Raw genomic sequence first — 25,598 nt, 5'->3', positions numbered from 1 at the left:
AGCTTGTTTATCCTAACCCGTCACGCAGCACAAAGATAAGAGAAACGTTTTGACTGATTTCACCCAGCGGTTAGCGCGTTTGGCGCAAAACCCAGAAGCATTAAAGGGGATTGGCCGAGGACTGGAGCGTGAAGCCTTACGGATCACGCCAACCGGGCACTTGGCACAGACGCCGCATCCAGATGCACTTGGCTCAGCGCTAACGCATCGATGGATCACCACGGACTTTGCGGAGTCTTTGTTGGAATTTATTACGCCCGTCAATACATCGGTCAACGGAATGCTCGATGAGCTGCAAGACATTCACCGTTTTACTTACAAGCAAATGGGTGACGAGCAGCTATGGCCCATGTCTATGCCATGTGTGGTCGCGTCTGAAGACGATATTACCTTGGCACAATATGGCAGCTCGAATATCGGGCGGATGAAAACACTTTATCGCCAAGGGCTCAAACATCGCTATGGCAGTGTGATGCAAGTGATCTCTGGGGTGCATTTTAATATCTCCCTCCCAGAGACGTTTTGGCAGCATCTCTACCACACGGAGTCCGTGACGCAAGCCCAAGTCACGCAAGGCTATTTTGATCTTATCCGTAACTACTACCGTCACGGTTGGATGATCCCGTATTTGTTTGGTGCGTCACCTGCCTTGTGTGGCACCTTTATTAAGCATGCACAGACCCGTTTGCCGTTTGAGCATTTGCCATCAGGTACCTGTTACTTACCGTATGCAACCTCGTTGCGTCTCAGTGATTTAGGCTATACCAACAACGCGCAAGCCGAGCTAAGAATCGGCTTTAATACCCTTGAGCAATATTTGGAAGGACTGCGCAGTGCGATTCGTACCCCCTCGCATGAGTTTGCCAAGCTTGGGATCCGTGATGGTGACAGTTATCGCCAGCTTAATACCAATGTCTTGCAGATAGAAAATGAACTCTATGCGCCTATCCGCCCGAAACGTAATGCACAAAGTGGTGAAAAGCCCACAGAAGCCTTAGACCGTGCCGGTGTCGAGTACATTGAAGTGCGCTCGCTAGATGTTAATCCATACAGTCCGGTTGGCATTGAACAAGACCAAATCCATTTCTTAGATCTCTTTGTGAGTTGGTGTGCGCTCTCACCGTCAGATCCGATGACGGATGCGGAGCTCAATTGCTGGCGTGAGAACTGGAACAAGATAGTGATTGAGGGGCGCAAGCCAGGCTTATTGCTTACCACCGGGTGTGACGGACATCAGCGCACACAAGCAGAGTGGGGGTTACACGTGATGGCTGAGCTCAAACAATTGGCTGTCGTGATGGACCGAGCGGTGGGTGATAATCGCTACGAAGCCGTCTGCGATAAAATGATGGCCTGCTTTGACAACCCAGAGCTCACCCTCTCTGGACGCCTACTTGCCGATATTATCGCTCAAGGTGGTATTGGTAATGTGGGCTTAGGGTTAGCCAGTGCGCACAAGACGGCACTCAGTGGCGACGACTATCGTGTGCACAGTGATGTGGAATTTTTGCAAGAAGCGGCTGCCAGTCTCGCTCGTCAAAAGGACGTTGAAGCGAGTGACACACTTAGTTTTGAGGCCTTCTTGAAAGACTATTTCAAAGATGTGCCAATGGCAGAAAGCTGGTAAATCGGAGGATGACTTGGGTGTGTGTTAGCCGAGCTTTCGCGGCACTAGGGGCGGTATTATTACTGTCTAGCTGTGCAACACCACCGCCGGATAATCCGAATAACCTATGTGCGATTTTTGAACAGAATCCAGATTGGTTTGAAGCGGCGGTGGAGATGGAAAAGGCGTGGGGGACCCCCATCCAAGTCGCGATGGCCTTCGTGAAACAAGAAAGTGCGTTTGTCCATGATGCTTTGCCGCCTCGTGATTATGTCTTGGGGATTTTACCTTGGGGGCGAGTGAGCAGTGCCTACGGGTATGCACAAGCGCAAGACCCTGCATGGTCGGATTATCAAAAGGCAACCGGTAATGGCGGGTCACGCACCAACTTCGATGATGCATTGCAATTTATTGGTTGGTACACCAACGAAACCTATCGTCAACTTGGTGTGTCTAAATGGGATGTGTACCGACAATATTTGGCTTACCATGAAGGACGCGGCGGTTTTCAGCGCGGCTCTTTTGAGCGCAAACCCGGACTTAAACGTGTCGCGCGAAAAGTAGAGCAGCAAGCCAAGGATTATGGCTGGCAGCTTAAAGGCTGTCGGCAACGTTTAGAGGATAATCTGAGCTGGTGGCCTTTCTAAGCCACAGTGATGAATTAAAAGGAGGGCAAAATGCCATTATTGGATAGTTTTACGGTCGACCATACCCGTATGAATGCACCAGCAGTGCGCGTGGCTAAAACGATGAAAACGCCCGGTGGTGATACGATCACCGTGTTCGATCTGCGCTTTTGCCGACCCAATGAAGAGATTTTGACGGAAAAAGGCATCCACACGTTGGAACACTTGTTTGCAGGCTTTATGCGCAAGCATTTAAACAGCAAGGATGTTGAAATCATTGATATCTCCCCAATGGGATGCCGAACGGGCTTTTATATGAGCTTGATTGGTCAGCCTAAAGAAAGTGATGTGGGTCGCGCTTGGGAAGCGGCGATGGAAGATGTATTGACGGTACCGTCGCAAGATAAAATCCCAGAGCTGAATGAGTACCAATGTGGCACCTATGCAATGCATTCGCTCTCTGAAGCGAAGGACATTGCACGCGCGATCATTGATGCTGGGATCACCGTGAATAAGAACGATGATCTGTCGCTACCCGAGTCGATGCTACAAACCTTGCGTGTGGATTAATTTCTTTGCAGAAATAGGTGCACATCGGATATAAAAAGTAGACGTTTAAGGCGCCACCGTTCGGTGGCGTTTTTTTATACTATCGTTCCCTTTCTTTGCTATTTCATCTGCTACCAAGATTGGGACAGAATCCAGCCTGTCTTGATTGTTGGATAAATTGCGAGAAGGAGTATGCGTGATTGCAGCTTTTTTGTTTAATGAAGCACGCTTCTGAAGTTCGGCGCTGCGCAATGTGCTGGTATTCGCTAAGCTGATAGGTATCTGGCAAGTGATAAGGCAGTGAGACCCAACGTGAAATTGAGCAAGCGGCAACCCACACATCTCAAGATTGTTCGTGCAATATGTGGCGTCATTATCTGGATGATGACGTCTAATGCGCTGGCTGCCCTTAATGATTATTGGTCTTACAGTGAATATCTGCGTCTTCACCCTGAGCAAAATGCGCTGACAGAGCAACTTGATAGACAAGTACAAGCAGAGCCCGAGCCGCTTAAAACCGCTCCTCAACCGATTAAGATCTCAGTCGTTGTGCCGGGTGAGCAGATTTCAGATTACTGGCAGCGTAATATTCTCGCTCTGGAACGTCGGCTGCAAGCGCTGAATATTCAGTATGAATTGGAGCAAGTGACCACGCGGCCCAACAATGATATTCGCGAGCAGAGTGCCTCTTTGTACGCTGCGCTTCGTGATGGCGCCGACTATCTAATTTTCACCCTCAACAGTGTTCGTCATCGCAAATTTATTAACCATGTATTGTCGCAAAACAAAACCAAGCTGATCCTGCAAAATATCACCACACCGGTTAAGTCGTGGCAGGACAATCAGCCGTTTCTGTATGTTGGCTTTGACCACCAAGAGGGCAGTTTAGCGTTAGCAGATTATTTCAATGCCCGCTACCCGCAAGGAGCCGCGTATTCGGTTCTCTACTTTTCGCAAGGCTATGTTAGCGACGCGCGTGGCGATACATTTATCGATGCAATGAATAACCACAGTCACAATCATTTAGTCTCTGCGTATTACACCAAAGGCGACCAAGCGTCTGGCTATGAGGCGGCAAAAGCAATGCTCAACAATAATGAGAAGCTTGATTTTATTTACGCGTGCGCCACAGACGTCGCCTTCGGTGCAATTAATGCGCTGGATGACTTGAACCGGCATGAGGTCGTGATCAATGGCTGGGGCGGCGGCTCAGCAGAGCTTGATGCCCTGCAACGTGGTGACTTAGATGTTACTGTGATGCGGATGAATGATGACACAGGCGTAGCAATGGCGGAGGCGATTAAACGCGATCTGCAGGATCTGGCTGTGCCCGTGGTATACTCCGGCCGATTTGAAATTGTCACGAAAGAGGACAGTCCTGAGCGCATTAATGCGCTTAAGAAGCAGGCTTTCAGATACTCGGATTAACGCATCATGACCATGTCAGGCTCCAAAAAACTGTCACTTTCACAGCTACTCACGCGTCTTATCGTGGTGTTTTTCTTGTTTGTGACTGTGGGCGTTTATGTACAGAGCTATCAACTGACGCTGGCAGGCATTAATCAGGAAGTGACGCGTACGCTGACACAAACGTCACGCCTTTTGCAGAATGTGTTTGATAGTCGCCTAGACTCGCTACAGATCCACCAAAACACCAATGCATCCAGTATGACGCTGCAAGCCTTGGTGGCACGAGGCGATCGCATTGCTCTCGACGACTATTTCATTGAGCAAGAGCAGCAAGATGCCGCCAATACCCCTGATTTTCGTTTTATTGCCCGTGATGGCGAGTTGCTATGGCACGATGGGAGTAGCCTTTTTCATGGCATTGATGACAAAGGGCTTGAGCGCTTGCGTGCGCAGCTGCGAGATATCAACCGCTGGACACTGACCACCATTACCACCGAGATGGAGCAGGGGTATGTGCTTATGCGCAAAACCCCAATCGTTTTCCAAGCCAGTGGTAAGTTGGGTGGTTACCTGTATGTTGCGGTGATGCTCAACGGCAACTTTTCTTTTGTCAAAAGCTTGCAGCGGGCCAGTGGTACGCAAGCCGTTTGGTTATCGGTCAAAGAGTTAACGCTCGCTTCCACACTGACTGGGGATGATAATTTCGCTAACGAACTCACCTTACCCACCGAGGGGAGTAGTCAAGCGTTCCGTAACTACCTTATCAGTCACGCTAATTTGCGTATTGAAGGGGAAAACTCCGATATCGCTGTACTGTCGGCACAACGCAACGACAATGTGCTCGCGTTACAGCGCCAAATGGGGATCAACCTTTTACTCACCACGTTAGTGATTTTAGTGGCGGCTATTTGGGTCAACCGGTTTGTCAAAACGCGCATTGCCGGTTCTCTCGACAAATTGATGCGTTATACCCTGGGCGCGACCTCACGCCAGCGAACCTTGCCTTTTGCGGGCTCTGATATTGAAGAGTTTGATCACATCGGTCAGACACTCGAATCGACATTTGACGCCCTTTACGAAAAAGAGCGGTCATTGCAGGATTTGTTTGATTATGCGCTCTCACCCATTATTGTTTGGGATACCGATTTTGCCATCACGCGGATTAACCCGGCAGCCAAGTTAAAACTGAATTATGACGCCGATGCGCAGCAAACGAGCTGGATGTACATGCAGTTTATGCGCGCTATCTCGCCTTATCTTAAGCGCGCCGTCGATGGCACCATTCTTAAAGGCGTTAATATTCATATCGATAACCGCGTGTATCGCTGGAACCTTGCTCCTTTGATGGTCGATAACCAAGTCAAGGCTGTCATCGGGCAAGGGCAAGAAATTACGTCGCTGATTGAAGCCGAACAGCAAAGTCAACGTGCCAAAGAAGCGGCAGAAGCGTCCGCCCGCGCAAAATCGGAATTCCTCGCTAAGATGAGCCATGAGATCCGAACACCGCTCAATGGGATCCTTGGCATTACCCAAATACTCAGCGATAAAGTGGAAGATAAAGCGCAGAGCGAGCTGTTGGGAAGCTTGTACCAAAGTGGTGAGCACTTACTGACTGTTCTGAATGATATTTTGGACCTTTCCAAAATAGAGCAAGGTAAGATGACCATCGAGTACGGTGATTTTTATTTGCACGATATCATCAGTACGGTAGAAAACATCTATACGCCGCTGTGCGAAAGTAAGCATATTGGACTGATTATCGAGTCCAATCTCGCGGACGATACCGTGATACGCTCAGACCAATCGCGCTTGACCCAAATACTGTTTAACTTGATGAGCAACGCGGTGAAGTTTACCCATCAGGGCAATGTGGCGCTTGAAGTCAAACTTACCCCAATGGAGGGGGCTCAGCACCGCTTGATGATAAAAGTGCAAGATTCAGGGGTGGGCATGAGTGCAGACGCACTCGACACCTTATTCGATCCTTTCGTTCAGGCCGACTCAAGTGTGACGCGCAAATACGGCGGTAGTGGATTGGGGCTTTCCATTGTTAAGAGCCTGCTCGACTTACTCGGCGGTACGATTGAGGTGACCAGTGAAGCAGAGAAAGGCAGCTGCTTTACGCTGAAAGTGCCGGTCGAACACGTAGATAATAAGCCCAAAACCATGGCGGAAAGCACCGTGTTTGATGCTGGGCAGGCGGGCATACAGCGCGTGCTGCTAGTCGAAGACAACAAGATTAATGCGATGGTGGCACAAGCGTTCTGTAAAAAACACGACATCAGCGTAGATTGGGTGAAAGATGGTGAGGAAGCGCTTACCTCGTTACGTGAAACTACCTATGATCTTGTGTTGATGGATAACCAAATGCCTAATTTGGGGGGGATTGATGCCACTAAGGCTATTCGCCAAGAGCTGGGGCTGAATGTGCCGGTTTATGCCTGTACTGCTGATGCATATGGCAGTGTGCATGATGCCTTTTATGAGGCTGGGGCAAATTATGTTATTGTGAAACCCATCAAAGAAGACAGCTTTGTTGAGGCATTGCGTTATTACCAAACCGAGCGGCAAGCAATGATGGAGCAGAGCCCTGCTGATCAGTGAGAGGCATACGTATAAGGTCAATATAACGAGGAAAAGGCAGAGCCGTTAAGCTGTTCTAACGTTAGAAAACTTAACGGCGAATTCTGTTCTACTCGGTGCTGACTTTCTGCTTTTGGATCGGCAGCACTTTCACTTGTTTGATCATGTTCTCGGCAACATCGACGATTTCAATTAGATGGCCGTCAATTTCCACGCTTAGGCGGCTATTAGGAATATCCTCCAAGTGCTCTAAGATCAAACCGTTCAACGTGCGGGGACCATCGGTAGGGAGATCCCAGTTCAGGCTCTTATTTAAATCACGGATATTGGCGCTACCCTCAATCAGATAACCGCCATCTGTCAACGGAGTGATTTCTTCGGCCAAGCTTGGCGAGAGTGAGGTGGTAAATTCCCCTACGATCTCTTCGAGAATGTCCTCTAAGGTCACCAAACCGATAATGTCGCCGTACTCGTCCACAATCAGACCAATGCGTTGCTTGTTACGCTGGAACTTTAGCATCTGCACGTTGAGCGGGGTGCCTTCCGGTATGAAGTACACTTCATCCGCAGCGCGTAGCAAGGTCTCTTTATTGAATTCGTTTTTCTCGACCATCAAGCGGTACGCTTCTCGTACCCGTAACATGCCGACCACTTCGTCGATGGTGTCACGATACAGCACCATACGACCATGTGGCGCATGGGTAAGCTGGCGCATAATGGACTTCCAGTCATCGTTGACATTGATCCCTGTGATTTCGTTACGGGGCACCATAATGTCGTCTACCGTCACCTCTTCGAGCTCTAAGATCGAGATCAACATATGCTGGTGACGACGAGGTATTAAACTGCCGGCCTCATTAACGATGGTACGCAACTCCTCGGTACTTAAATTGTCTTTCCCATCACTTTTCACGCCCAAGCCAAGCAAGCGTAGAAAGCCGTTAGTGATGAAGTTCACCAAGCTTACAACCGGGTAAAACACCTTCATCAGGATGGTGAGTACAAAGCTGCTGAGAAAGGAAACACGCTCAGGGTACAAAGCTGCTAAGGTTTTCGGTGTCACTTCTGCAAACACCAAAATCACCATCGTCAGGACACCGGTCGCAATCGCAATACCGGCATCACCATAAAGGCGTAGCCCTAAGACAGTCGCAATAGAAGAGGCAAGAATATTGACGAGGTTATTGCCGATTAGAATGAGTCCAATCAAACGATCCGGGCGTGCTAGCAGTTTTTCAACTCGCTTGGCACCGGTATGGCCCTGTTTAGAAAGGTGGCGTAATCGATATCGATTCAGTGCCATCATGCCTGTCTCAGAGCCGGAAAAATAACCGGAAATGACGATAAGCAATACCAAGAAGGAAATTAATATTCCCGTCGATATGTCGTCCAACGAACTGTTCCTTACGTTTGTTTTAAAATGTGAGCGTCTGCTCGAGAGTATAACACTGACATGCGGTTGGGTGGCGAGCGCACCCATCATGCATTCTAGGGTGACGATTAACCCGCAATAAGGATCTCGCRAACAAATCGGCTACCAAAGTAGGCCAATGTGAGTAGAAAGGCGCCTACAATACTAAACCAAATCACTCGACGTCCACGCCAGCCAGATTGATAGTGGCCCCATAGTAGCACACCATAGACCACCCATGCTGCCATCGAGAGGAAGGCTTTATGCGCTTTTCCTTGCGCGAACATATCATCGACAAAGACAAATCCAGTAATTAAGGTGACCGTCAGTAAGCTCTGGCCCACTAAAATAATGTTGAAAAGTTGGCGCTCCACCATCATTAAAGGTGGGACGTTATGGTTGATGACCTGACGTTTTTTATGTTTTAACTGATAGTCGAGCCAAGCCAGCTGCAGTGCGTACAAGGTTGCAATCATCAGGGTCGAATACGCAAACAGCGCCAAGGAGATATGCAACAACACCTCAGGGTGTGACTCTAAATGGGTAATAAAGGCACCGGGTAGCAAGGTCGCGCTGGCGAGGTTTAACCCCGCAAAGGCATAGACAACCGGCAGCAAAAACCATAAACGGAGTCGGAAAATCAGGCCGGTAGTCATCATAGCAATGATGAAGCTTACCAACGATGCGACGTTGAGTATGCTTAAATTTTGCCCGCTGCCAGAAAGGATTAAATCCTTGAGCAGATATGCGTGCAATGCCAGCGCAGCCAGTGCAGTAAAGAAGACCGGCTTCGCACTAATCTGATTGTTGCTGGACAAGCCGGGGATGATCTGCAAAATGGCGGCCAGATAAAGCAGTGATGCCAATAAGGCTGTCAGAATATCCATCGTCACCGATCAGTCAGTTAATCAATAAGAATGAAGGTGTGAGTATACCTTGCCTCAATCTCTGTCGCTATCGATACATGCAAGCGATGGGGGGATTGCGGTATAATCTCAATTAATTTCGCGACAGCGATTGCACCCTGACGGTCAATGTCATGGGCCAATAGGACGAGTGGGCGAGTAACGCATGTTTGAAAATTTATCAGAACGTTTATCCCGGACGCTAAAAAATATCAGTGGCCGAGGTCGATTAACGGAAGACAATATCAAGGAAACCCTGCGCGAAGTGCGTATGGCGCTACTGGAAGCCGATGTCGCGCTCCCTGTGGTTCGTGATTTTGTTAAACGCGTTAAAGAGCGCGCCGTGGGGATTGAGGTATCGAAAACCCTGACCCCGGGGCAAGAATTCATCAAGATCGTTCAAGCCGAGCTGGAAGCGGTGATGGGCGATGCTAATGAGCAGCTTGATCTTGCCACCCAGCCTCCCGCGGTGATCCTGATGGCGGGCCTGCAAGGTGCCGGTAAAACTACCAGTGTGGGTAAACTGGGTAAGATGCTCAAAGAGCGTCATAAGAAAAAAGTGCTGGTGGTATCGGCTGACGTGTATCGCCCTGCGGCGATCAAACAGTTGGAAACACTGGCTAGTGAAGTTGGCGTTGATTTCTTTCCGTCGAGCGCAGACCAGAACCCAGTAGATATCGCCAAAGCGGCGCTCGATGAAGGGAAGCTCAAATTCTACGACGTGGTGATCGTCGATACCGCCGGTCGTCTGCACGTTGACGATGCCATGATGGACGAGATCAAAGACGTCCACCATGCGATTAACCCAGTTGAGACCTTGTTCGTGGTAGACGCCATGACCGGTCAAGACGCCGCGAACACCGCCAAGGCCTTTAATGATGCGTTAGCACTGACTGGTGTGGTATTGACCAAAGTCGATGGTGATGCGCGCGGTGGTGCTGCGTTGTCGGTTCGCCATATTACCGGTAAGCCGATTAAATTCTTGGGTGTGGGTGAGAAGACTGATGCACTAGAGCCCTTCCATCCTGACCGGGTGGCATCCCGTATCTTGGGCATGGGTGACGTGCTGTCACTTATCGAAGATCTCGAGCGTAATGTCGATAAAGACAAAGCCGAGAAAATGGCCAAGAAGTTCAAAGAAAAGAAAGGCTTTGATCTGGGCGATTTCCGTGACCAACTGCAGCAAATGAAAAGCATGGGCGGCATGATGGGGATGATGGATAAGCTCCCAGGCATGTCGAACTTACCGGCCAACGTGAAAGATAACGTTGACGATAAGATGTTCGTGCAAATGGAAGCTATCATCAATTCGATGACCCCACGTGAGCGTCAACGCCCTGAGATTATCAAAGGCTCGCGCAAAAAACGTATCGCAGCCGGCTCTGGGACCCAAGTGCAAGACGTGAACCGTCTGCTCAAGCAGTTTACTCAGATGCAAAAAATGATGAAGAAAATGCAAAAAGGCGGCATGCGTAATATGATGCGTCAGATGAAAGGCATGATGCCGCCGGGTGGACCTGGTGGTGGCTTTATGGGCTAACCCATTTTGCAGGCGGATGAAGCGTCAGCCTGCATGACAACTCGCTGTGAGGCTTGGGACAGCTGGTGAAAATTTGGCTAAACCAGTTGCAATCACAGCAATAAAGAGTAAAATTCCCGAGCTTTATTTTGGCACGAGGCCCCGCATTGCTTACGCGAAACGGGGCCAATTTTATTAAGTAATGCAAATGAGGACGATATGGTAACCATTCGTTTGGCACGTCATGGCGCGAAAAAACGCCCATTCTATCAAATCGTTGTAGCTGACAGCCGCCAGGCGCGCGACGGTCGCTTCATCGAGAAAATCGGTTTCTTCAACCCTGTAGCTCAAGGCCAGGAAGAGAAACTACGCCTTGACCTGGATCGCGTAAACCACTGGGTTGGCGAAGGCGCTGCGGTTTCTGACCGTGTTGCTAAGCTGATCAAAGACGCAGCGAAAGCAGCGTAAGCAATCAGTGTCAGGGTTAAAAGAAGAAATGAGTGAGCAAGAAACTATCGTCGTCGGCAAGCTTGGCTCGTCATACGGCATTCGAGGCTGGCTCAAGATTTTTTCTTACACTGAAGAAGCTGAGAGCATTTTTGCCTACTCACCGTGGTTTATCCAGGTGCGTGGCGAGTGGCAACGTTTCGAGTTAGAAGACTGGAAGCGCCACAACAAAGGGTATGTTGCCAAGCTCAAAGGGCTGGATCAGCGCGAAGACGCGCAGATGCTGACCAATGCCGAAATCGCCGTTAGTGCTGAAGCACTGCCAGCGTTATCGGATGAAGAGTTTTATTGGCGTGAGCTGTTTGGCATGGACGTGGTGAATGCGAAAGGCTATCACCTTGGTACTGTGACAGACATGCTTGAAACGGGCTCGAACGACGTACTTGTCGTTAAAGCCAACCTGAAAGATGCTTTTGGCAAAAAGGAACGCTTAATTCCGTTCCTTGAAGAGCAGGTCATCAAGTCGATTGATCGCACTGCTCAACGGATCGAAGTTGACTGGGATCCTGGTTTTTAAACTCCAACAGTAAGCGAGCGGAAATATGTGGGTTGGCATTATCAGCCTTTTTCCAGAAATGTTCCGAGCCGTCACTGATTTTGGAGTCACGGGCCAAGCGGTTAAAAAAGGGCTGTTGAACGTCGAAACGTGGAATCCGCGTGATTTCACTCAAGACAAACATCGTACGGTTGATGATCGACCTTACGGCGGTGGCCCCGGTATGTTAATGATGGTTCAGCCGTTGCGCGATGCCATTCATGCTGCCAAACAAGCCGCAGGCGATAACGCGAAAGTGGTTTACCTCTCTCCGCAAGGGCGTAAGCTCGACCAAGCGGGGGTCGAATCACTGGCCAGCAATGAAAAACTTATTTTGATTTGTGGCCGGTACGAAGGGGTAGACGAGCGCATTATACAAACTCACGTCGATGAAGAATGGTCGGTGGGAGATTTTGTGCTCAGTGGGGGCGAGCTGCCCGCGATGACGTTAGTAGACGCTGTTGCTCGGTTTGTACCGGGCGTTTTAGGCGACATGGCGTCAGCAGAGGAAGACTCCTTTGCCAACGGGTTGTTAGACTGTCCACACTACACGCGTCCTGAGTTGTTAGATGGGTTGGCGGTACCAGAGGTGCTAAAATCCGGAAACCACAAGGACATTCGTCGCTGGCGATTAAAGCAATCGCTAGGTCGCACTTGGCTACGACGACCAGAGCTCCTGGAAAACCTAGCTCTGACTGACGAACAGGAATCACTACTTGCCGAGTTCATTAAAGAGCATCGAGCAAGTGCCGAATCAAATTGAGTTTCAGTTTATTCTAGGGTTATAGACAATGAGTAACATCATCAAGCAGCTCGAAGACGAGCAAATGAAAAAAGACCTGCCTGAGTTTCAAGCAGGTGACACTGTCCTGGTACAGGTTAAAGTAAAAGAAGGTAACCGTGAGCGTCTGCAGCCATACGAAGGTGTGGTAATTGCTAAGCGCAACCGTGGCCTGCACTCTGCATTCACCGTACGTAAAATGTCTAGCGGTGAAGGTGTAGAGCGTACTTTCCAAACTCACTCGCCAGTTATCGACAGCATTACTGTTAAACGTCGCGGTGCAGTACGTCGTGCCAAACTGTACTACCTGCGTGAGCGTTCTGGTAAGTCAGCTCGAATCAAAGAGCGTCTTAACAAGAAGTAATCGCTCCGGCGTTTATTGCTCAGAAAGCCCGTCCCGATGGACGGGCTTTTTTATTGTTCTCTTACAGTCAGGTCTCGAAACCACTTAATGCCCGTCACGACCATTTAACTTGCTATGTTGCCACTCACTGAAAGAGCGCAAGACATAGACAAACAATAGGGCAAAATGGCATCTGTACCTTACTCACTGATTAGCAGCATCGCTGCGTATCGAGACGGAGAACGAGAATGTCCTGGTTTCTACTCTGCGTAGTGGCTTTGATCGCCGGCTACTTCACTTATGGCACCTTTATTACCAAGGTGTTCGGTCCTAAGCCCGAACAAGCGACACCCGCCATGAGCATGAATGATGGTGTGGATTACGTCCCGCTATCTGATAAAAAAGTTTATCTTATTCAACTGCTTAACATTGCAGGCCTCGGGCCGATTTTTGGTCCAATCCTCGGTGCCTTGTATGGGCCGGTGGCCATGTTATGGATTGTGTTTGGCTGTATATTTGCCGGTGCGGTTCATGACTATTTCTCGGGAATGCTGAGTGTCCGAGCAAAAGGTGCATCGGTTCCTGCGGTAGTCGGCGAGCACCTAGGTAACTTCGCGAAACATTTTATGAACTTCTTTGCGGTGTTACTCTTGATGCTGGTGGGCGTAGTCTTTGTCTTGGGCCCTGCCAAGCTGCTAGGTAGCTTATCGGCGATGAGTGTACCGGTATGGGTGGCGATCATTTTTGCTTACTATATCCTCGCGACTGTGGTACCGATCGATAAGATTATTGGCCGCTTCTATCCGTTCTTTGGCGCCTTATTGGTCTTTATGTCGGTTGGCTTAATGATTGGTCTGGCCGTAAGCGATCACAGCTTCTACAGCCAAGGGCTCGATTTTGCCACTAACTTCCATCCCACCGATCTGCCGTTGTGGCCACTGCTCTTTATCACTATTGCCTGTGGGGCGGTGTCAGGTTTCCATGCCACCCAGTCGCCATTGATGGCGCGCTGCATGCAGAATGAAAAATCGGGTCGCTTTATCTTTTATGGCGCCATGATTGGCGAAGGTGTCATTGCGCTTATCTGGTGTAGCTTAGGATTAAGCTTTTACGAATCCACGGATGCGTTGAATCAAACGCTCGCCAATGGCGGTCCTGCCGCTGTGGTGCATGAGGTCTCTACGTCGCTCTTGGGCACCGTCGGGGGCATTATGGCGGTATTAGGTGTGATTGTATTGCCTATCACCTCAGGGGATACCGCGTTCCGTTCTGCGCGTTTGATCATTGCTGACTTTTTGAATATTCAGCAAAAGCCATTGATGAAACGTCTCCTGATTGCGATTCCTATGTTTGTGGTGGGTTACTTGATCACCAAGGCCGAGTTTGGCGTGATTTGGCGCTACTTTGGTTGGGCGAACCAAACCACGGCGATGATCATGTTGTGGGCCGCGGCAGCCTACCTAATTAAGCGTGATAAGCTGCACTGGGTCTGCACCATTCCGGCGATGTTTATGACCGCAGTCACCGTGACCTACTTAGCTAACGCCGACATCGGCTTTGGCTTACCGATGAACACAGCCACCATCATTGGCTTGGTAACAACGGTGGTGGCGAGTGTTGCGTTCCTCGTGGTCTATAAGCCGAACCCTCAGCTGATTGCTGATGAGCAATGATGCCATCCTAACCAATTGGTATTACAGCAATAACGCATAAAATGCGCTAAGATCAAAGCCTCAGCACTCGCTGGGGCTTTTTTGATCAAAAGGATGGTGGCATGAAACACGCGCTTTTTTCGTTACTGACTATTGTGCTGATGACGGGGTGTGCAGCGTCGACTACACAAGCGTTAGTGGATGAGCAAAACTGGTATGGACTGGGTGAGCAAGATGGCCAGCGCGGGCTACCACAGCGAACCTTAAACGACTTACGCACACTGGCGAACAAAGCGGGCGACCGTATGACCGCCAATTACCTCGACTACGAGCAAGGCTATATTCATGGCATTGACGCATACTGCAATCCTGCACATGCGTATCAACTCGGGTTGGATGGCAACCCCTATATGGGCGTGTGCGAAAGCCGACCCGGKTCACAGCGTTTTCGTATGGAGTGGCAACGTGGCTATAACGATTACCAAAGCCAAGCGAATAGCCAGTTTTACTAGCGCTAAAACCGGTGCCGGCATCAATTATGGGTAAGACCAAGTTTATCTTTCAGTGCCTTAAGATAACGTCGGCTTACCGGTACCGAATGAGCGGAGGCGGTCACCACCTCCGCGAGCCCATTATCTAACAGCCGGATCTCCCGAATGGCGGCAGGGTGCACCAAAAATTGTCGGTGGCAGCGCATTAAGGGCGTTTTGTCTTCCAAGACTTTCAAGCTTAAATGGGTGACTGATTCTCCATTGGCGGTGAGTAGTGTCACGCCAGTCACTGAGGTGCGTGCCACTTCGACGTCTTGGTGAGGCACTAAGGTAATCCGGTTATGGCCCGCACAAGGGAGCAGCTCCAGTGCGGGCGTGATCGCCTGATAGTCCTCTTGTCGATTTAACTCACGCGACAGTTTGTCGAGCGACTTTTTTAAGCGCGCGGTTTCGATGGGCTTGAGCAAATAATCAAATGCGTTGTCCTCAAAGGCTTGTACGGCAAACTCATCATAAGCGGTGACAAACACCACTTTGGGCATGGTCTCGGGGTCAAGCATCGCAAGCAGCTCAAGGCCGGTGACGCGAGGCATTTGAATATCTAAAAACACCACGTCGGGGCGGGTGTGATTAATGGTTTTCAGTGCATCAATGGCGTTATTGCATTGACCAATGATGGTTACACCGCCTAATCCTAGCAGCTCATCTTCCAAGGCTTCACGTGCATACAATTCGTCATCCACGATTAACGCTCGAATCATGCCATGGTCTCCTTGTTTGGGGCAGTATCGGTTAATGGCAAGGTCACGGTGGCACGTGTCCAGTGATCATGCTGGCATGTCATTTTAAGCCCGTATTGTCCGCCGAATAATCCGCGTATCCGTTTATCGACAATACGAAGTCCCAGCCCAGCATGCTGTGCCGCTGGTTGATAGAGACCTGCATTGTCCTCGACTTGTAAATACAGGCATTCGCCTTCTTGCCAACCACGAATAATGATTTGACCGTCGGCCATTAATTGACTGATCCCATGTTTCACCGCGTTCTCAACCAAAGGCTGTAAGGTAAAACTGGGGATCACCGCGTGCAAGATAGCCGGATCTATCTGCTTTTCAACACTCATTCGATCGGCAAAGCGGGCATGTTCGAGTTCCAGATAGGCATCAAGATGATTCAGCTCTTGCTCAAGCGAGACGGTTTCACGGTTTTGCTTTAAGTTACTACGAAAGAAGGTGGATAAGTGCTGGATTAACTGACGGGCGCGCTCTGGTTCGCGCTTTACCACCGCACTGATGGTGTTCAACGCATTAAATAAAAAGTGAGGGTTCACTTGGGCGCGTAGCAAGTTTAACTCCGCTTGGGTCAGCAACGTTTGCTGGCGCTGATAACGGCCGGTTAAGATTTGGTTGGAGAGCAAACGCGCGATCCCTTCTCCCATGGTGACATTGATCGCCGAGAACAGTTTACGTTTTGGCTCATAAAGCTTCACCGTCCCTAGCACATAGCCATCCCCGCCACGCAGCGGGATCACCAACACAGAGCCCAGTTTGCAATGGGGAGACAGTGAGCAGCAATAAGGGGTATCCGCGCCGTCGATATAGATGAGCTGGTCATCTGCAATGGCACGTCGGGTATAATCGGACGCAATGGGAGTGCCGGGCAAGTGGTGGTCATCACCAATGCCGGTAAAGGCGAGGATTTTCTCGCGATCTGTGATTGCCACCGCCCCCACGCCAGTTTCTTGCTGGATAATGGCGGCGACCTGTTCACTACTTTGTTGATTAAACCCGCTACTTAAAATACCGACCGAGCGTTCAGCAATTTTAAGCGCTTTACTCGAAAACGCCGCGGAATAGCGCTCAAACAACGTCTTGCGATCAACAATAATGCTCATAAACATCGCGGCGCCGACTGAGTTAGCGATCACCATGGGCGCAGCAATTGCGCTGACGAGCTCATAAGCACGACTAAAGGGTTCGGCGACGGCGAGAATGATGGCCATTTGTACCAGCTCTGCTACGAACGTCACGCTCAGGACCACGGTAGGGGAAAACAAACGGCTGGTTTGGTTGCGAGAGACCAAGTAGCGGTGCATTAAGCCACCAATCACGCCTTCTGCTGTGGTCGAGATCGCGCAGGCTAAATCTGTAAACCCTCCTAAGCTATAGCGATGTAGTCCGCCCGTTAAGCCGACCAAAAAACCCACCACAGGGCCGCCAAGCAGACCGCCAAGCACGGCACCGATGGCGCGGGTATTCGCGATTGCGTCTTGGATGTGCAACCCAAAATAGGTGCCGAGAATACAGAAGCCGGAAAAGAGCACATAGCAGACACACTTGTGCGATAGCCGCCCAGAAATACTGAGCAGCGGCATAAACACAGGGGTTTTGCTCAGCAAATACGCGATCACAAGATACACGCTCATCTGCTGCAGCAATGAAAGCACTAACGCCATAACAATAAAAAGGGGTAACTAGAGTTCCCCGTTATAGTAACTGTTGGTGATAAAAGACTCTAATTAAAAATGCGAGTGTAAAATAAAAATTACACCGTAATTTAAATGATACAGTTACTATTGCTTTTAAAATATGGGCTGGTATTGTCTATGTAAAACATAGTGAACATCTTTTAGGGCAAAGTCATGCAGCAAGATTCGGTAACCAATATCAACATTCGCGATGAACAAGTGCTACTCACACCAAAGCAACTTCGCGATCAATTTCCTATCGCAAAAAGCACCCGTGCGGCGATTAGTCAGGCCCGTCAAACCGTGGCAGATATTATCAACAAGCGTGATCACCGCCTGCTTGTGGTCTGTGGTCCTTGCTCAATTCATGATGTCGACGCGGCGAAAGACTATGCCCGCCGTTTAAAAGCCCTATCGGATGAACTGAGCGATCACTTGTTTATTGTGATGCGGGTTTACTTTGAAAAACCACGCACCACAGTGGGCTGGAAAGGGCTTATCAATGATCCACACTTGGATGGCAGCTTTGATGTTGAGTTTGGCTTAAAGCAAGCACGCAGTCTGCTCACTGAGCTTGCTGAAATGGGATTGCCGCTGGCCACCGAAGCGCTCGACCCCATCAGTCCACAATACATTGGCGATTTGTTTAGTTGGGCAGCCATCGGTGCTCGTACCACCGAGTCACAAACCCATCGTGAAATGGCGAGTGGCCTGTCGATGCCGATTGGCTTTAAAAATGGCACGGATGGCAATCTGGCCACCGCCACCAATGCGATGAAAGCGGCTGCTTCAGGGCACCGTTTTATGGGGATTAACCAAGCCGGCCAAGTGGCATTATTGACCACACAAGGTAACCCCAATGGCCATGTGATTTTACGTGGTGGCAAGCAAACCAACTATGATTCCGTCTCTGTGGCCGAGTGTGAGCAGCAACTGCGCGATGCTAACCTGACGCCATCGCTGATGGTCGATTGTAGCCATGCGAACTCTCGCAAAGATTACCGTCGCCAAACCTTGGTCGCTGAAGATGTGATCCACCAGATCAATCAGGGCAACCGGTCTATTATCGGTCTGATGCTAGAAAGCCATATCCATGCGGGGAATCAGTCGGCGGATCTGCCCAAAGAAGAGATGGCGTACGGCGTCTCGATCACTGATGCTTGCATTGATTGGGCGTCTACCGAACAATTGCTGCGTCATACGCACCAAGCGTTGGCAACTTCTCTACAACAACGGATTCAACAGGACTAAATCATGGTGGCGGAACTAAGCCGACTGCGCGATCAAATCGATGATGTCGACAAACAAATGGTAACTCTACTCGCCAAACGACTGGCACTGGTTGCGGAAGTGGGAGAGGTAAAAAGTCAGCATGGCTTGCCCATTTATGCGCCTGACCGTGAAGCGGCCATGTTAGCGTCTCGACGAGCAGAAGCCGAAGCGCAAGGGGTGCCGCCCGATTTGATTGAAGATGTGCTGCGACGCACAATGCGAGAGTCGTACAGCAGCGAAAACGACTCAGGGTTTAAATGCCTAAACCCGGATTTGCGCCGCATCGTGGTGATTGGTGGAGAAGGGCAGTTAGGTCGCTTATTCGCACGCTTATTCCGCTTATCGGGCTATCAAGTGTCTGTGTTGGAGAAAAACGATTGGGACAACGCAGAGGCACTGCTCGCAGATGCCGGCATGGTGGTGGTCTCTGTGCCGATTGATGTCACCGAAACCGTGATTAGCGCCCTCCAGCAGCTTCCGAAAGACTGTATCTTGGCAGACCTTACCTCCGTTAAATCTGGCCCGCTACAAGCCATGTTAACGGCGCATCAAGGCCCCGTTGTGGGACTGCACCCCATGTTTGGTCCTGATGTGGCTAGCCTGGCTAAGCAGGTCATTGTTTACTGCGATGGCCGCGAGCCAGAAGCCTACCAATGGCTGCTCGAGCAATTTCGTATTTGGGGGGCGGGACTACACAGGATCAGTGCTGTTGAGCATGATGAGGGCATGACGCTGATCCAAGCGCTACGTCACTTTACGTCATTTGTTTACGGGGTCCATCTGGCAGAAGAAAACCCCAACTTGGACCAGCTGACAGCGTTGAGCTCACCGATTTATCGCTTGGAGCTTGCCATGGTGGGGCGTCTGTTTGCCCAAGATGCGAGCTTGTATGCGGATATTATTATGTCCTCACCGCAAAACTTGGCGATGATTAAGCGCTTTTACCAGCGTTTTGGGGAAGCGATTGATTTGCTTGAACAGCACGACAAAGCCACTTTTGTCGATGCCTTCGCGCAAGTCGAAAACTGGTTTGGCGATTACGCGCCGCGCTTTTTACAAGAAAGCCAAGGCCTGTTGCGACAAGCCAACGACGCCACCCACCGCACCGCGACCTAGCTTATGTAAACCAGCCCACTTAGCATTAAAAAAGCCCACATCGTGGGCTTTTTGCGTGATACGGTCCCGCCGCCGATGAGCCCTGAAAGGTAATACGTCGGTGCTTACAGACTTCTCCTGCATTCAACTAGAGAGCAGCGATGCTGCAAATTATGACCATTGAAACTATCGATATTTAACTAATTATTGGTGATAAAGACCATCAATGCAGTTTATAGGTGGTTTTTCGTGCTGTTTGATGATGATATAGAAATACATTATGATGAAAAGTGTAACTTAAAGTTACATCTTGTAACTTTGCTGTGAGGAGGGCTTGCAGCTTACATACACACATCAATGGAGATGATTTCATGAGAATCGCCCGATACTGCAATATTGCTGTCGCCACAGCGTTCACCAGCCTAGCATTCATGACATCGGGTCATGCGGTTGCGCAAGATGGCGCTGGCTGTGAACAGGCTGAATATGCAATGGGGCTTCGTTATCAGCAGCAATCCGCAGAAGTGATTGCGATGCAGCGTCAAACGTTTGAACTTGCCACTTTCCGTTTAGAGCAACAAATCCAATCTCATGGCGAGAATGCAAACCTAGCCATCATGACAGACTTAGATGAGACCATTATTGATAATGGTGCCTTGCTAGTCAGAGATATGCAGGCCTGTCACGATTTCACCAGTTGGGATACTTGGAAGCACTGGGAGCGCGAAGGGCATCCACGTCTTATTCCTGGGGCAAAAGCATTTTTAGACTTTGCCGACCAACATGATGTGGCGATTTATTATGTCTCTGATCGTTATCAAGAAAATAAATCAGACACCTTGGCGACGTTGAAAGCACTGGCCTTGCCGCAAGTTGCGGATGACCATGTCTTACTCTTAGGTCCACCTAAAGCCGAACGCCGTAAAATTGTCGAGAGCAAACATACCTTAGTGATGCAGCTAGGCGACTCTCTGCATGACTTTTCTGGCGAGTTTGGTGATGCGGATCTTAAGCAACAACGTGCCTTAGTGAGCAAACATGCTAAGCATTTTGGTCAAGACTGGATTGTATTGCCAAACGCTATGTACGGCGATTGGAGTGAAGCCAAACTCACTGGCTGGAATGCGCCATTCGAGTATAAATAGTCGCGCGATTGCCTGATATAAAGCCCACACTGTGGGCTTTTTTATGGGCAACTGATTTGTGGGCAATGGATAGTTTAGTTAGTCGTTGCTGTCCGGCAGCGATACCTCGGTGGGAGAAATGGTCTCTGACGGATAGCAACCAAGCACTTTTAGATAACGGGTCAGGGTGGTGAGCTCGTCCAGTGCACTTTGCATCACATCGCTGGCCATATTGGCTTCAACATCGACATAAAACATCTCTTCCCATGGGTTGCCGAGCACGGGCCGAGATTCGAGCTTGGTCATATTGATGCCGCGCTCTCGCAATACCATCAAACACTCCACCAAAGACCCTGCTTGCTGCGACGTCGACATAATGAACGTGGTTTTGGCAGGCGTAAGTTTGGACACTTTCACCGGCTTACGGGCCACCACAATAAAGCGGGTGTAGTTTTGCTGCTGATTCGCTATGTCTGTTTTGATTGCCGTGAGGCCATACAACTCACCACTGGCGGCATGGCCGATGGCAGCCACATTAGGTTGGTTTAAATCTGCCACTTGTTGCATCGCGTCAGCGGTGCTTGAACAGTACACTTTCTTAATTTTTCCTAAAGTATCSACATATTCGCTGCATTGCTGATGAGGCTGGGGATGCGCGTATAGGGTATCAATATGGCTGGGATCTTGGTGGCCAACGGTCAGTAAGCAATGAGCAATGGGAAGGGTTAACTCGCCAACGATAGATAGCCGGGTGTGCTGCAGCTGATCGTACACTTCGTTGATCGACCCTGAGCTAGTATTTTCGACAGGCAATAAGCCATAGTCGGCATGGCCGGTTTCTACCGTTTCGACCACTTGTTTAAAGCTGTCACAAGCCATTTCCACCAATTCGGTTTGCTTGCGGCTAAAGTACTGGCGCGCGGCGAGATAAGAGTACGAACCTTGGCTGCCTAAAAAGGAAACCCGAGCTACCGGACGTTGATTGTCGGGGTTGGCCAGCGCTTGAAGATAACGCTGCTGGATCAGCACCGAGTCTTCAATAATGGTGTGGAAAATACTCAGCACATAATGGGCATCCAGTTGGTGAGCGCTGCCATCACTGACCAATTTTTCCAATAAGGCTTGTTCTCGTGCTTGATCGCGAATCGGTTTTTGAATTGCGATTTTGTTTTTCGCGACATCCACGCTGAGGCGGCGGCGCTCGGCCAGTAAAGTCAGCAGTTCGTGGTCTAACTGGCTGATCCGAGTACGGATCTCGTCCAGTGAAAGTGGCGTGTCTGGCATACATTATCCTTGTTCTAATACAAAAAAACCTCCCGGTTGGGAGGTTAGAGCGCCATGCTGTTAAGGCTTAGCACGCTTCCTCCCGCACAGGCGAGATAAAAAAGAAGCGAAAGAAACGAGCAATAATCAGCATAGGGCCTTGGTTGTTATGTTTGCGTGTCAATTAACCATATTGACAGCGGGGGATGCTGTCAAGCACCAAAAAGCCCCGCGGGGGCGGGGCTGACATGTTTAGCGGGTGAGGTAATGCAATGCGGGTTAGATTTCCTCGTCGGCTGCATTTTCTTCCATTGCAACCGTTGCCGTTGATTTGTCGTTGCGGCGTGCTTCGCCTTTGTGTTGGACCTTATTTAATTGCTTTTCGAGCTTCTGGCCCACCTCGTTGATCGCTTTATACATGTCATCGCTTTCTGCAGAGGCTACGATGGTTGATCCTGGCAACCCTGCTTTGGCTTCTACTTTGAACTTATGGTTTGGCTCCTTACTGATCACAGCATGAGGATTGATGAGTGCCACCTGCCACTTGGCCAACTTATCAAAGCGGCTTTCGATGCGCTCACGGATGGCGGGAGTGATTTCGATGTTTTTGCCTGCAATTTCCACTCTCATACTCGTTCCTCTTTGTTCCCCTGTATTAGGTTCATATTCAGATTACCGCTTTCCTCCTTTGATAACGTGACTTGGCTCAAGTTTAAAGGGGGGAGAAAAAACGAAAAGTTGAACTGTGAGCCTTCACGGATCCTGACATTTGTTAAGCATGAAATCCCTTGAACTTAAAGACAAAAATGCTACCTTGGGAGAGGTCACGAATGCTGATTTACCCGCCAGTCAGGGCCGCGTCGCGCCTATTTGTTTTTCTACTTTTCGCTGTGGTTAAAAATGTGCCACAAATCAGCTTGTACTTTTTGGTGATCTGCGGTGAAACGAGAGTGGCTCAAGCAAACTGGGCATAAAAAAGGCGACCATGATGGCCGCCTGATAATGCGCTGATAAATAATCAAAGCATTAGTTATTCGCGTGTAGCTCGTGGTTGAGCTCAACCGCACTCTTGTTGGTCAAACACTCAACGGCACCTGTTTTTGAATTACGACGGAACAGGAGATCGGCTTTGCCCGCCAAGTCACGTGCTTTAACGCTTTCGACCGCATTCCCGTCGGCGTCGAGCATGGTGACTTTGGTACCGGCGGTGACATACAGGCCTGACTCGATGGTGCAACGATCGCCCAATGGGAAACCAAGGCCGGCGTTGGCACCGAGTAGTGAGTTTTCGCCAATCGAAACGACAATCTGGCCGCCGCCGCTCAAGGTTCCCATGATTGATGCGCCGCCACCAATATCACTGCCGTTGCCGACCATGACTCCTGCAGAGATACGGCCCTCAACCATGCTGACACCTTCAGTACCGGCATTAAAGTTGATAAAGCCTTCGTGCATCACTGTCGTACCTTCGCCCACATGGGCACCTAAACGCACTCGGGCGGTATCCGCAATACGCACGCCAGCAGGCACCACGTAATCGGTCATTTTCGGGAATTTATCCACGCACTCAACGGTCAATGTTTCGCCCTTCAGGCGAGCTTCCATTTGACGCTCAGGCAGTTCCGGCAAGTCAATCGGGCCTTGGTTGGTCCAAGCAATGTTGTGTAGCAGACCAAAGAGTCCGTCAAGCACCACACCGTGTGGTTTGACTAAGCGGTGTGAGATCAGTTGAAGCTTGAGGAAGCCTTCCGCCACTGACGCTGGCTTGATATCATTTTCGAGGATCACCAGTACCAAGGGTTGTGTGGTTTGTTGCGCTTTATTGGCAAAGGTTGCCGCTTGAGAGGCGTCAGCCGCTGAGAAGGCTTCGCTGATCGCACCGCATGTTTCAGGCGCCACCTCGATCACTTGGTTACCCGACGTATAGTCGGTGAGGGCGCTAAGTGCGTTAACCAGCTCATCGCTCGGGTTGAGTAGTGGTGCCGGGAAGTAGGCCTCAATGATTTTACCGTCCTGGTTTTTGGTCGCTGTACCTAGCGCCAGAGCAAAGCTTGCCATCGGGGAAGATCTCCTTGTGTATATTTGGGCTTAAAACATCTAACGCTTCATCTTAAAGACAAGCGGCAGTGGTTGGAAGCGATCAAACGGCGGCTGACGAAAAAACCGCACAGGTCGGGGCAGCGATGCGCCTTAATGCATAGGTGGTGAAGGGGGCGGGCATAAAAAAAGCAAGCCACTGGGCTTGCTCTTTCGCGGATCCTAAAAGGGTCAGCAATCACAACATTAGGCTGCGTCGGCATCTTTGTCGTCGCTATTTGTGTCCGCTTTGGTCTCGCTTTTAGCCGACTTTTTCTTTGCCGCCTTGCGCTTAGCGCCCAGCGCTTCGAGGACAGAGTCTTTATGTTCAGCTAGGTATAGCGACAAGGCTTCACGCTTTTCTTCGTCGTCTACCAGTTTGCTTTCTTCAATCAGATCGAACAAGGCGTCTGCCATGTCCAACATTTTGTCGTAGGCATCGGCTTCGGCTTTGGAGGTAAATGTCATCTTCTCTTCTCCTTCGCGTTCGACCACGTACTTGACGATAACGGCCATAATCACCCTCTCTTCGTTGATTTACTGTCTTTTTATACAGTACGATAAGGGCCATTGTCTACTGACCCTGCCATGATTGTGACATGAGAGAAAAATTTAGCACTATTTATCAACGTGCCGCCGAACGTAAAGGCGGTCAACGTGCGTTAGAGCATATGCTGGTGGCACCGCTTGAATATGATGCCTTGTGTGAGATACCAGATGATCGCTGGCTCGCGGCGTTTAGCCAGAAGGTGTTTCAATCGGGCATTAGTTGGCAGGTTGTGCGTAAAAAATGGCCCGGATTTGAAGAGGTGTTCTGGGGCTTTGATATTGAGAAAATGCTGCTGATGCCGCCGGAAATGTGGGAAGAAAAAGCCACCAACCCAGCGATTATTCGTCACCTTACCAAGGTGATGACCATTCCGCACAACGCGGAAATGATCCACCGCGTGCAGCAATCGCACGGCAGTTTTAGCCAGTTTGTCGCCGATTGGCCCAGCGAAGATATTGTCGGTTTATGGCAGTATTTAAAAAAGCACGGTAAGCGTTTAGGTGGTAATACGGGTGCTTATACCTTGCGCCGAATGGGCAAGGACACCTTCTTGTTCACCCGCGATATCGAGCACTACCTGCGTGCGACTAAAATCGTTGATAGCGGCCGAGAGACCAAGCGGGCGATGCAAGCGGCGCAACAGGCATTTAATGAGTGGCAACAAGAGTCGGGTCGTTCACTGAACCATATCAGCCAGCTGATCGCATTCAGTGTGGGTGACAATCGCGTTTAAACGCGCAGCGATTTGCTGTGCTATCACACGGTTAGCAAGTCGTGTGCGAGGTCGCGGCGTGTTGGTGGCGGTTTGCGCTTATCACGGCAATCGGCCACAA

At 49.9% G+C, this 25,598-nt stretch carries 24 protein-coding genes; 16 read left to right on the top strand and 8 right to left on the bottom strand.

Going from position 1 to position 25,598, the window contains the following annotated elements; all coding sequences use genetic code 11:
• The first annotated feature begins 49 nt into the window (after positions 1 to 49).
• The 5 genes from gshA to BZJ17_RS00995 all read left to right on the top strand — a co-directional run bounded on the left by gshA (position 50) and on the right by BZJ17_RS00995 (position 6,795).
• On the top strand, positions 50 to 1,627 hold the full coding sequence (gene gshA / locus BZJ17_RS01015; protein WP_077639507.1) for a glutamate--cysteine ligase: 1,578 nt from the start codon (positions 50 to 52) through the stop codon (positions 1,625 to 1,627).
• An 8-nt stretch (positions 1,628 to 1,635) separates the two neighbouring features.
• Complete coding sequence (locus BZJ17_RS01010) at positions 1,636 to 2,253, top strand: hypothetical protein (RefSeq protein ID WP_077639506.1); 618 nt, start codon at positions 1,636 to 1,638, stop codon at positions 2,251 to 2,253.
• Between the two features lie 30 nt (positions 2,254 to 2,283).
• Positions 2,284 to 2,802 carry an S-ribosylhomocysteine lyase gene (luxS, locus tag BZJ17_RS01005; protein WP_069586877.1) on the top strand — a complete coding sequence of 173 codons (519 nt, stop codon included), beginning with the start codon at positions 2,284 to 2,286 and terminating at the stop codon, positions 2,800 to 2,802.
• Positions 2,803 to 3,162: 360 nt separating this feature from the next.
• The gene (locus BZJ17_RS01000; protein ID WP_077639611.1) at positions 3,163 to 4,209 is read left to right on the top strand and encodes a substrate-binding domain-containing protein; all 1,047 of its coding nucleotides are present in this window, start codon (positions 3,163 to 3,165) and stop codon (positions 4,207 to 4,209) included.
• Positions 4,210 to 4,215: 6 nt separating this feature from the next.
• The gene (locus tag BZJ17_RS00995; RefSeq protein WP_077639505.1) at positions 4,216 to 6,795 is read left to right on the top strand and encodes a LuxQ periplasmic sensor domain-containing protein; all 2,580 of its coding nucleotides are present in this window, start codon (positions 4,216 to 4,218) and stop codon (positions 6,793 to 6,795) included.
• Positions 6,796 to 6,883: 88 nt separating this feature from the next.
• Here BZJ17_RS00995 and BZJ17_RS00990 read toward each other — a convergent pair whose 3' ends face one another.
• On the bottom strand, positions 6,884 to 8,167 hold the full coding sequence (locus tag BZJ17_RS00990) for a CNNM domain-containing protein (RefSeq protein WP_069586879.1): 1,284 nt from the start codon (positions 8,165 to 8,167) through the stop codon (positions 6,884 to 6,886).
• Positions 8,168 to 8,274: 107 nt separating this feature from the next.
• On the bottom strand, positions 8,275 to 9,072 hold the full coding sequence (locus tag BZJ17_RS00985; protein ID WP_077639504.1) for an inner membrane protein YpjD: 798 nt from the start codon (positions 9,070 to 9,072) through the stop codon (positions 8,275 to 8,277).
• 184 nt (positions 9,073 to 9,256) lie between these two features.
• Between BZJ17_RS00985 and ffh the strand changes: the two genes are divergently transcribed.
• The 7 genes from ffh to BZJ17_RS00950 all read left to right on the top strand — a co-directional run bounded on the left by ffh (position 9,257) and on the right by BZJ17_RS00950 (position 14,939).
• Entirely contained in the window at positions 9,257 to 10,630 is a 1,374-nt protein-coding gene (gene ffh / locus BZJ17_RS00980) for a signal recognition particle protein (RefSeq protein WP_069586881.1), read from the top strand.
• Positions 10,631 to 10,828: 198 nt separating this feature from the next.
• Positions 10,829 to 11,077 (top strand): 30S ribosomal protein S16, encoded by a 249-nt coding sequence (gene rpsP, locus BZJ17_RS00975; protein WP_069586882.1) that lies wholly within the window; start codon positions 10,829 to 10,831, stop codon positions 11,075 to 11,077.
• Positions 11,078 to 11,105: 28 nt separating this feature from the next.
• The gene (rimM, locus tag BZJ17_RS00970) at positions 11,106 to 11,633 is read left to right on the top strand and encodes a ribosome maturation factor RimM (RefSeq protein ID WP_069586883.1); all 528 of its coding nucleotides are present in this window, start codon (positions 11,106 to 11,108) and stop codon (positions 11,631 to 11,633) included.
• Between the two features lie 25 nt (positions 11,634 to 11,658).
• A complete protein-coding gene (gene trmD, locus BZJ17_RS00965; RefSeq protein WP_069586884.1) occupies positions 11,659 to 12,414 on the top strand; it encodes a tRNA (guanosine(37)-N1)-methyltransferase TrmD in 756 nt (251 codons plus the stop codon).
• A gap of 28 nt (positions 12,415 to 12,442) precedes the next feature.
• Positions 12,443 to 12,796 (top strand): 50S ribosomal protein L19, encoded by a 354-nt coding sequence (gene rplS, locus BZJ17_RS00960; RefSeq protein ID WP_069586885.1) that lies wholly within the window; start codon positions 12,443 to 12,445, stop codon positions 12,794 to 12,796.
• A gap of 227 nt (positions 12,797 to 13,023) precedes the next feature.
• Entirely contained in the window at positions 13,024 to 14,448 is a 1,425-nt protein-coding gene (locus tag BZJ17_RS00955; protein ID WP_069586886.1) for a carbon starvation protein A, read from the top strand.
• A gap of 101 nt (positions 14,449 to 14,549) precedes the next feature.
• Positions 14,550 to 14,939: a DUF2799 domain-containing protein gene (locus BZJ17_RS00950; RefSeq protein WP_069586887.1), complete on the top strand. Its 390-nt coding sequence runs from the start codon at positions 14,550 to 14,552 to the stop codon at positions 14,937 to 14,939.
• Between the two features lie 20 nt (positions 14,940 to 14,959).
• On the opposite strand, the gene btsR is transcribed toward BZJ17_RS00950, so the two are convergent.
• Together btsR and BZJ17_RS00940 are read right to left on the bottom strand one after the other, a co-directional pair.
• On the bottom strand, positions 14,960 to 15,679 hold the full coding sequence (btsR, locus tag BZJ17_RS00945; RefSeq protein ID WP_077639503.1) for a two-component system response regulator BtsR: 720 nt from the start codon (positions 15,677 to 15,679) through the stop codon (positions 14,960 to 14,962).
• Positions 15,676 to 17,373, bottom strand: coding sequence for a sensor histidine kinase (locus tag BZJ17_RS00940; RefSeq protein WP_069586889.1), 1,698 nt, complete (start codon positions 17,371 to 17,373; stop codon positions 15,676 to 15,678). Before BZJ17_RS00940 ends, btsR begins: the two co-directional genes overlap by 4 nt.
• Before the next feature lie 186 nt (positions 17,374 to 17,559).
• On the opposite strand from BZJ17_RS00940, the gene BZJ17_RS00935 reads away from it, so the two are divergent.
• From BZJ17_RS00935 to BZJ17_RS00925, 3 genes are all read left to right on the top strand, one after another.
• A complete protein-coding gene (locus tag BZJ17_RS00935) occupies positions 17,560 to 18,636 on the top strand; it encodes a 3-deoxy-7-phosphoheptulonate synthase (protein WP_077639502.1) in 1,077 nt (358 codons plus the stop codon).
• Between the two features lie 3 nt (positions 18,637 to 18,639).
• Positions 18,640 to 19,773 (top strand): bifunctional chorismate mutase/prephenate dehydrogenase, encoded by a 1,134-nt coding sequence (gene tyrA / locus BZJ17_RS00930; protein WP_069586891.1) that lies wholly within the window; start codon positions 18,640 to 18,642, stop codon positions 19,771 to 19,773.
• Positions 19,774 to 20,123: 350 nt separating this feature from the next.
• On the top strand, positions 20,124 to 20,897 hold the full coding sequence (locus BZJ17_RS00925; RefSeq protein ID WP_077639501.1) for an HAD family acid phosphatase: 774 nt from the start codon (positions 20,124 to 20,126) through the stop codon (positions 20,895 to 20,897).
• A 78-nt stretch (positions 20,898 to 20,975) separates the two neighbouring features.
• Here BZJ17_RS00925 and pheA read toward each other — a convergent pair whose 3' ends face one another.
• From pheA to BZJ17_RS00905, 4 genes are all read right to left on the bottom strand, one after another.
• On the bottom strand, positions 20,976 to 22,160 hold the full coding sequence (gene pheA / locus BZJ17_RS00920) for a prephenate dehydratase (RefSeq protein ID WP_077639500.1): 1,185 nt from the start codon (positions 22,158 to 22,160) through the stop codon (positions 20,976 to 20,978).
• A gap of 258 nt (positions 22,161 to 22,418) precedes the next feature.
• Positions 22,419 to 22,769 (bottom strand): ribosome-associated translation inhibitor RaiA, encoded by a 351-nt coding sequence (gene raiA / locus BZJ17_RS00915; protein WP_077639499.1) that lies wholly within the window; start codon positions 22,767 to 22,769, stop codon positions 22,419 to 22,421.
• A 396-nt stretch (positions 22,770 to 23,165) separates the two neighbouring features.
• Complete coding sequence (dapD, locus tag BZJ17_RS00910; protein ID WP_069586682.1) at positions 23,166 to 24,197, bottom strand: 2,3,4,5-tetrahydropyridine-2,6-dicarboxylate N-succinyltransferase; 1,032 nt, start codon at positions 24,195 to 24,197, stop codon at positions 23,166 to 23,168.
• A gap of 225 nt (positions 24,198 to 24,422) precedes the next feature.
• Positions 24,423 to 24,731: a YebG family protein gene (locus BZJ17_RS00905; RefSeq protein WP_077639498.1), complete on the bottom strand. Its 309-nt coding sequence runs from the start codon at positions 24,729 to 24,731 to the stop codon at positions 24,423 to 24,425.
• A gap of 83 nt (positions 24,732 to 24,814) precedes the next feature.
• On the opposite strand from BZJ17_RS00905, the gene BZJ17_RS00900 reads away from it, so the two are divergent.
• A complete protein-coding gene (locus BZJ17_RS00900; protein ID WP_069586686.1) occupies positions 24,815 to 25,498 on the top strand; it encodes a DNA-3-methyladenine glycosylase I in 684 nt (227 codons plus the stop codon).
• Positions 25,499 to 25,598: the final 100 nt, after the last annotated feature.

Source organism: Salinivibrio sp. IB574 (assembly GCF_001996205.1).
Lineage (GTDB): Bacteria > Pseudomonadota > Gammaproteobacteria > Enterobacterales > Vibrionaceae > Salinivibrio > Salinivibrio proteolyticus.
The sequence above is the reverse complement of the archived record's forward strand: the minus strand, read 5'-3'. Positions and strand labels throughout refer to the sequence as shown.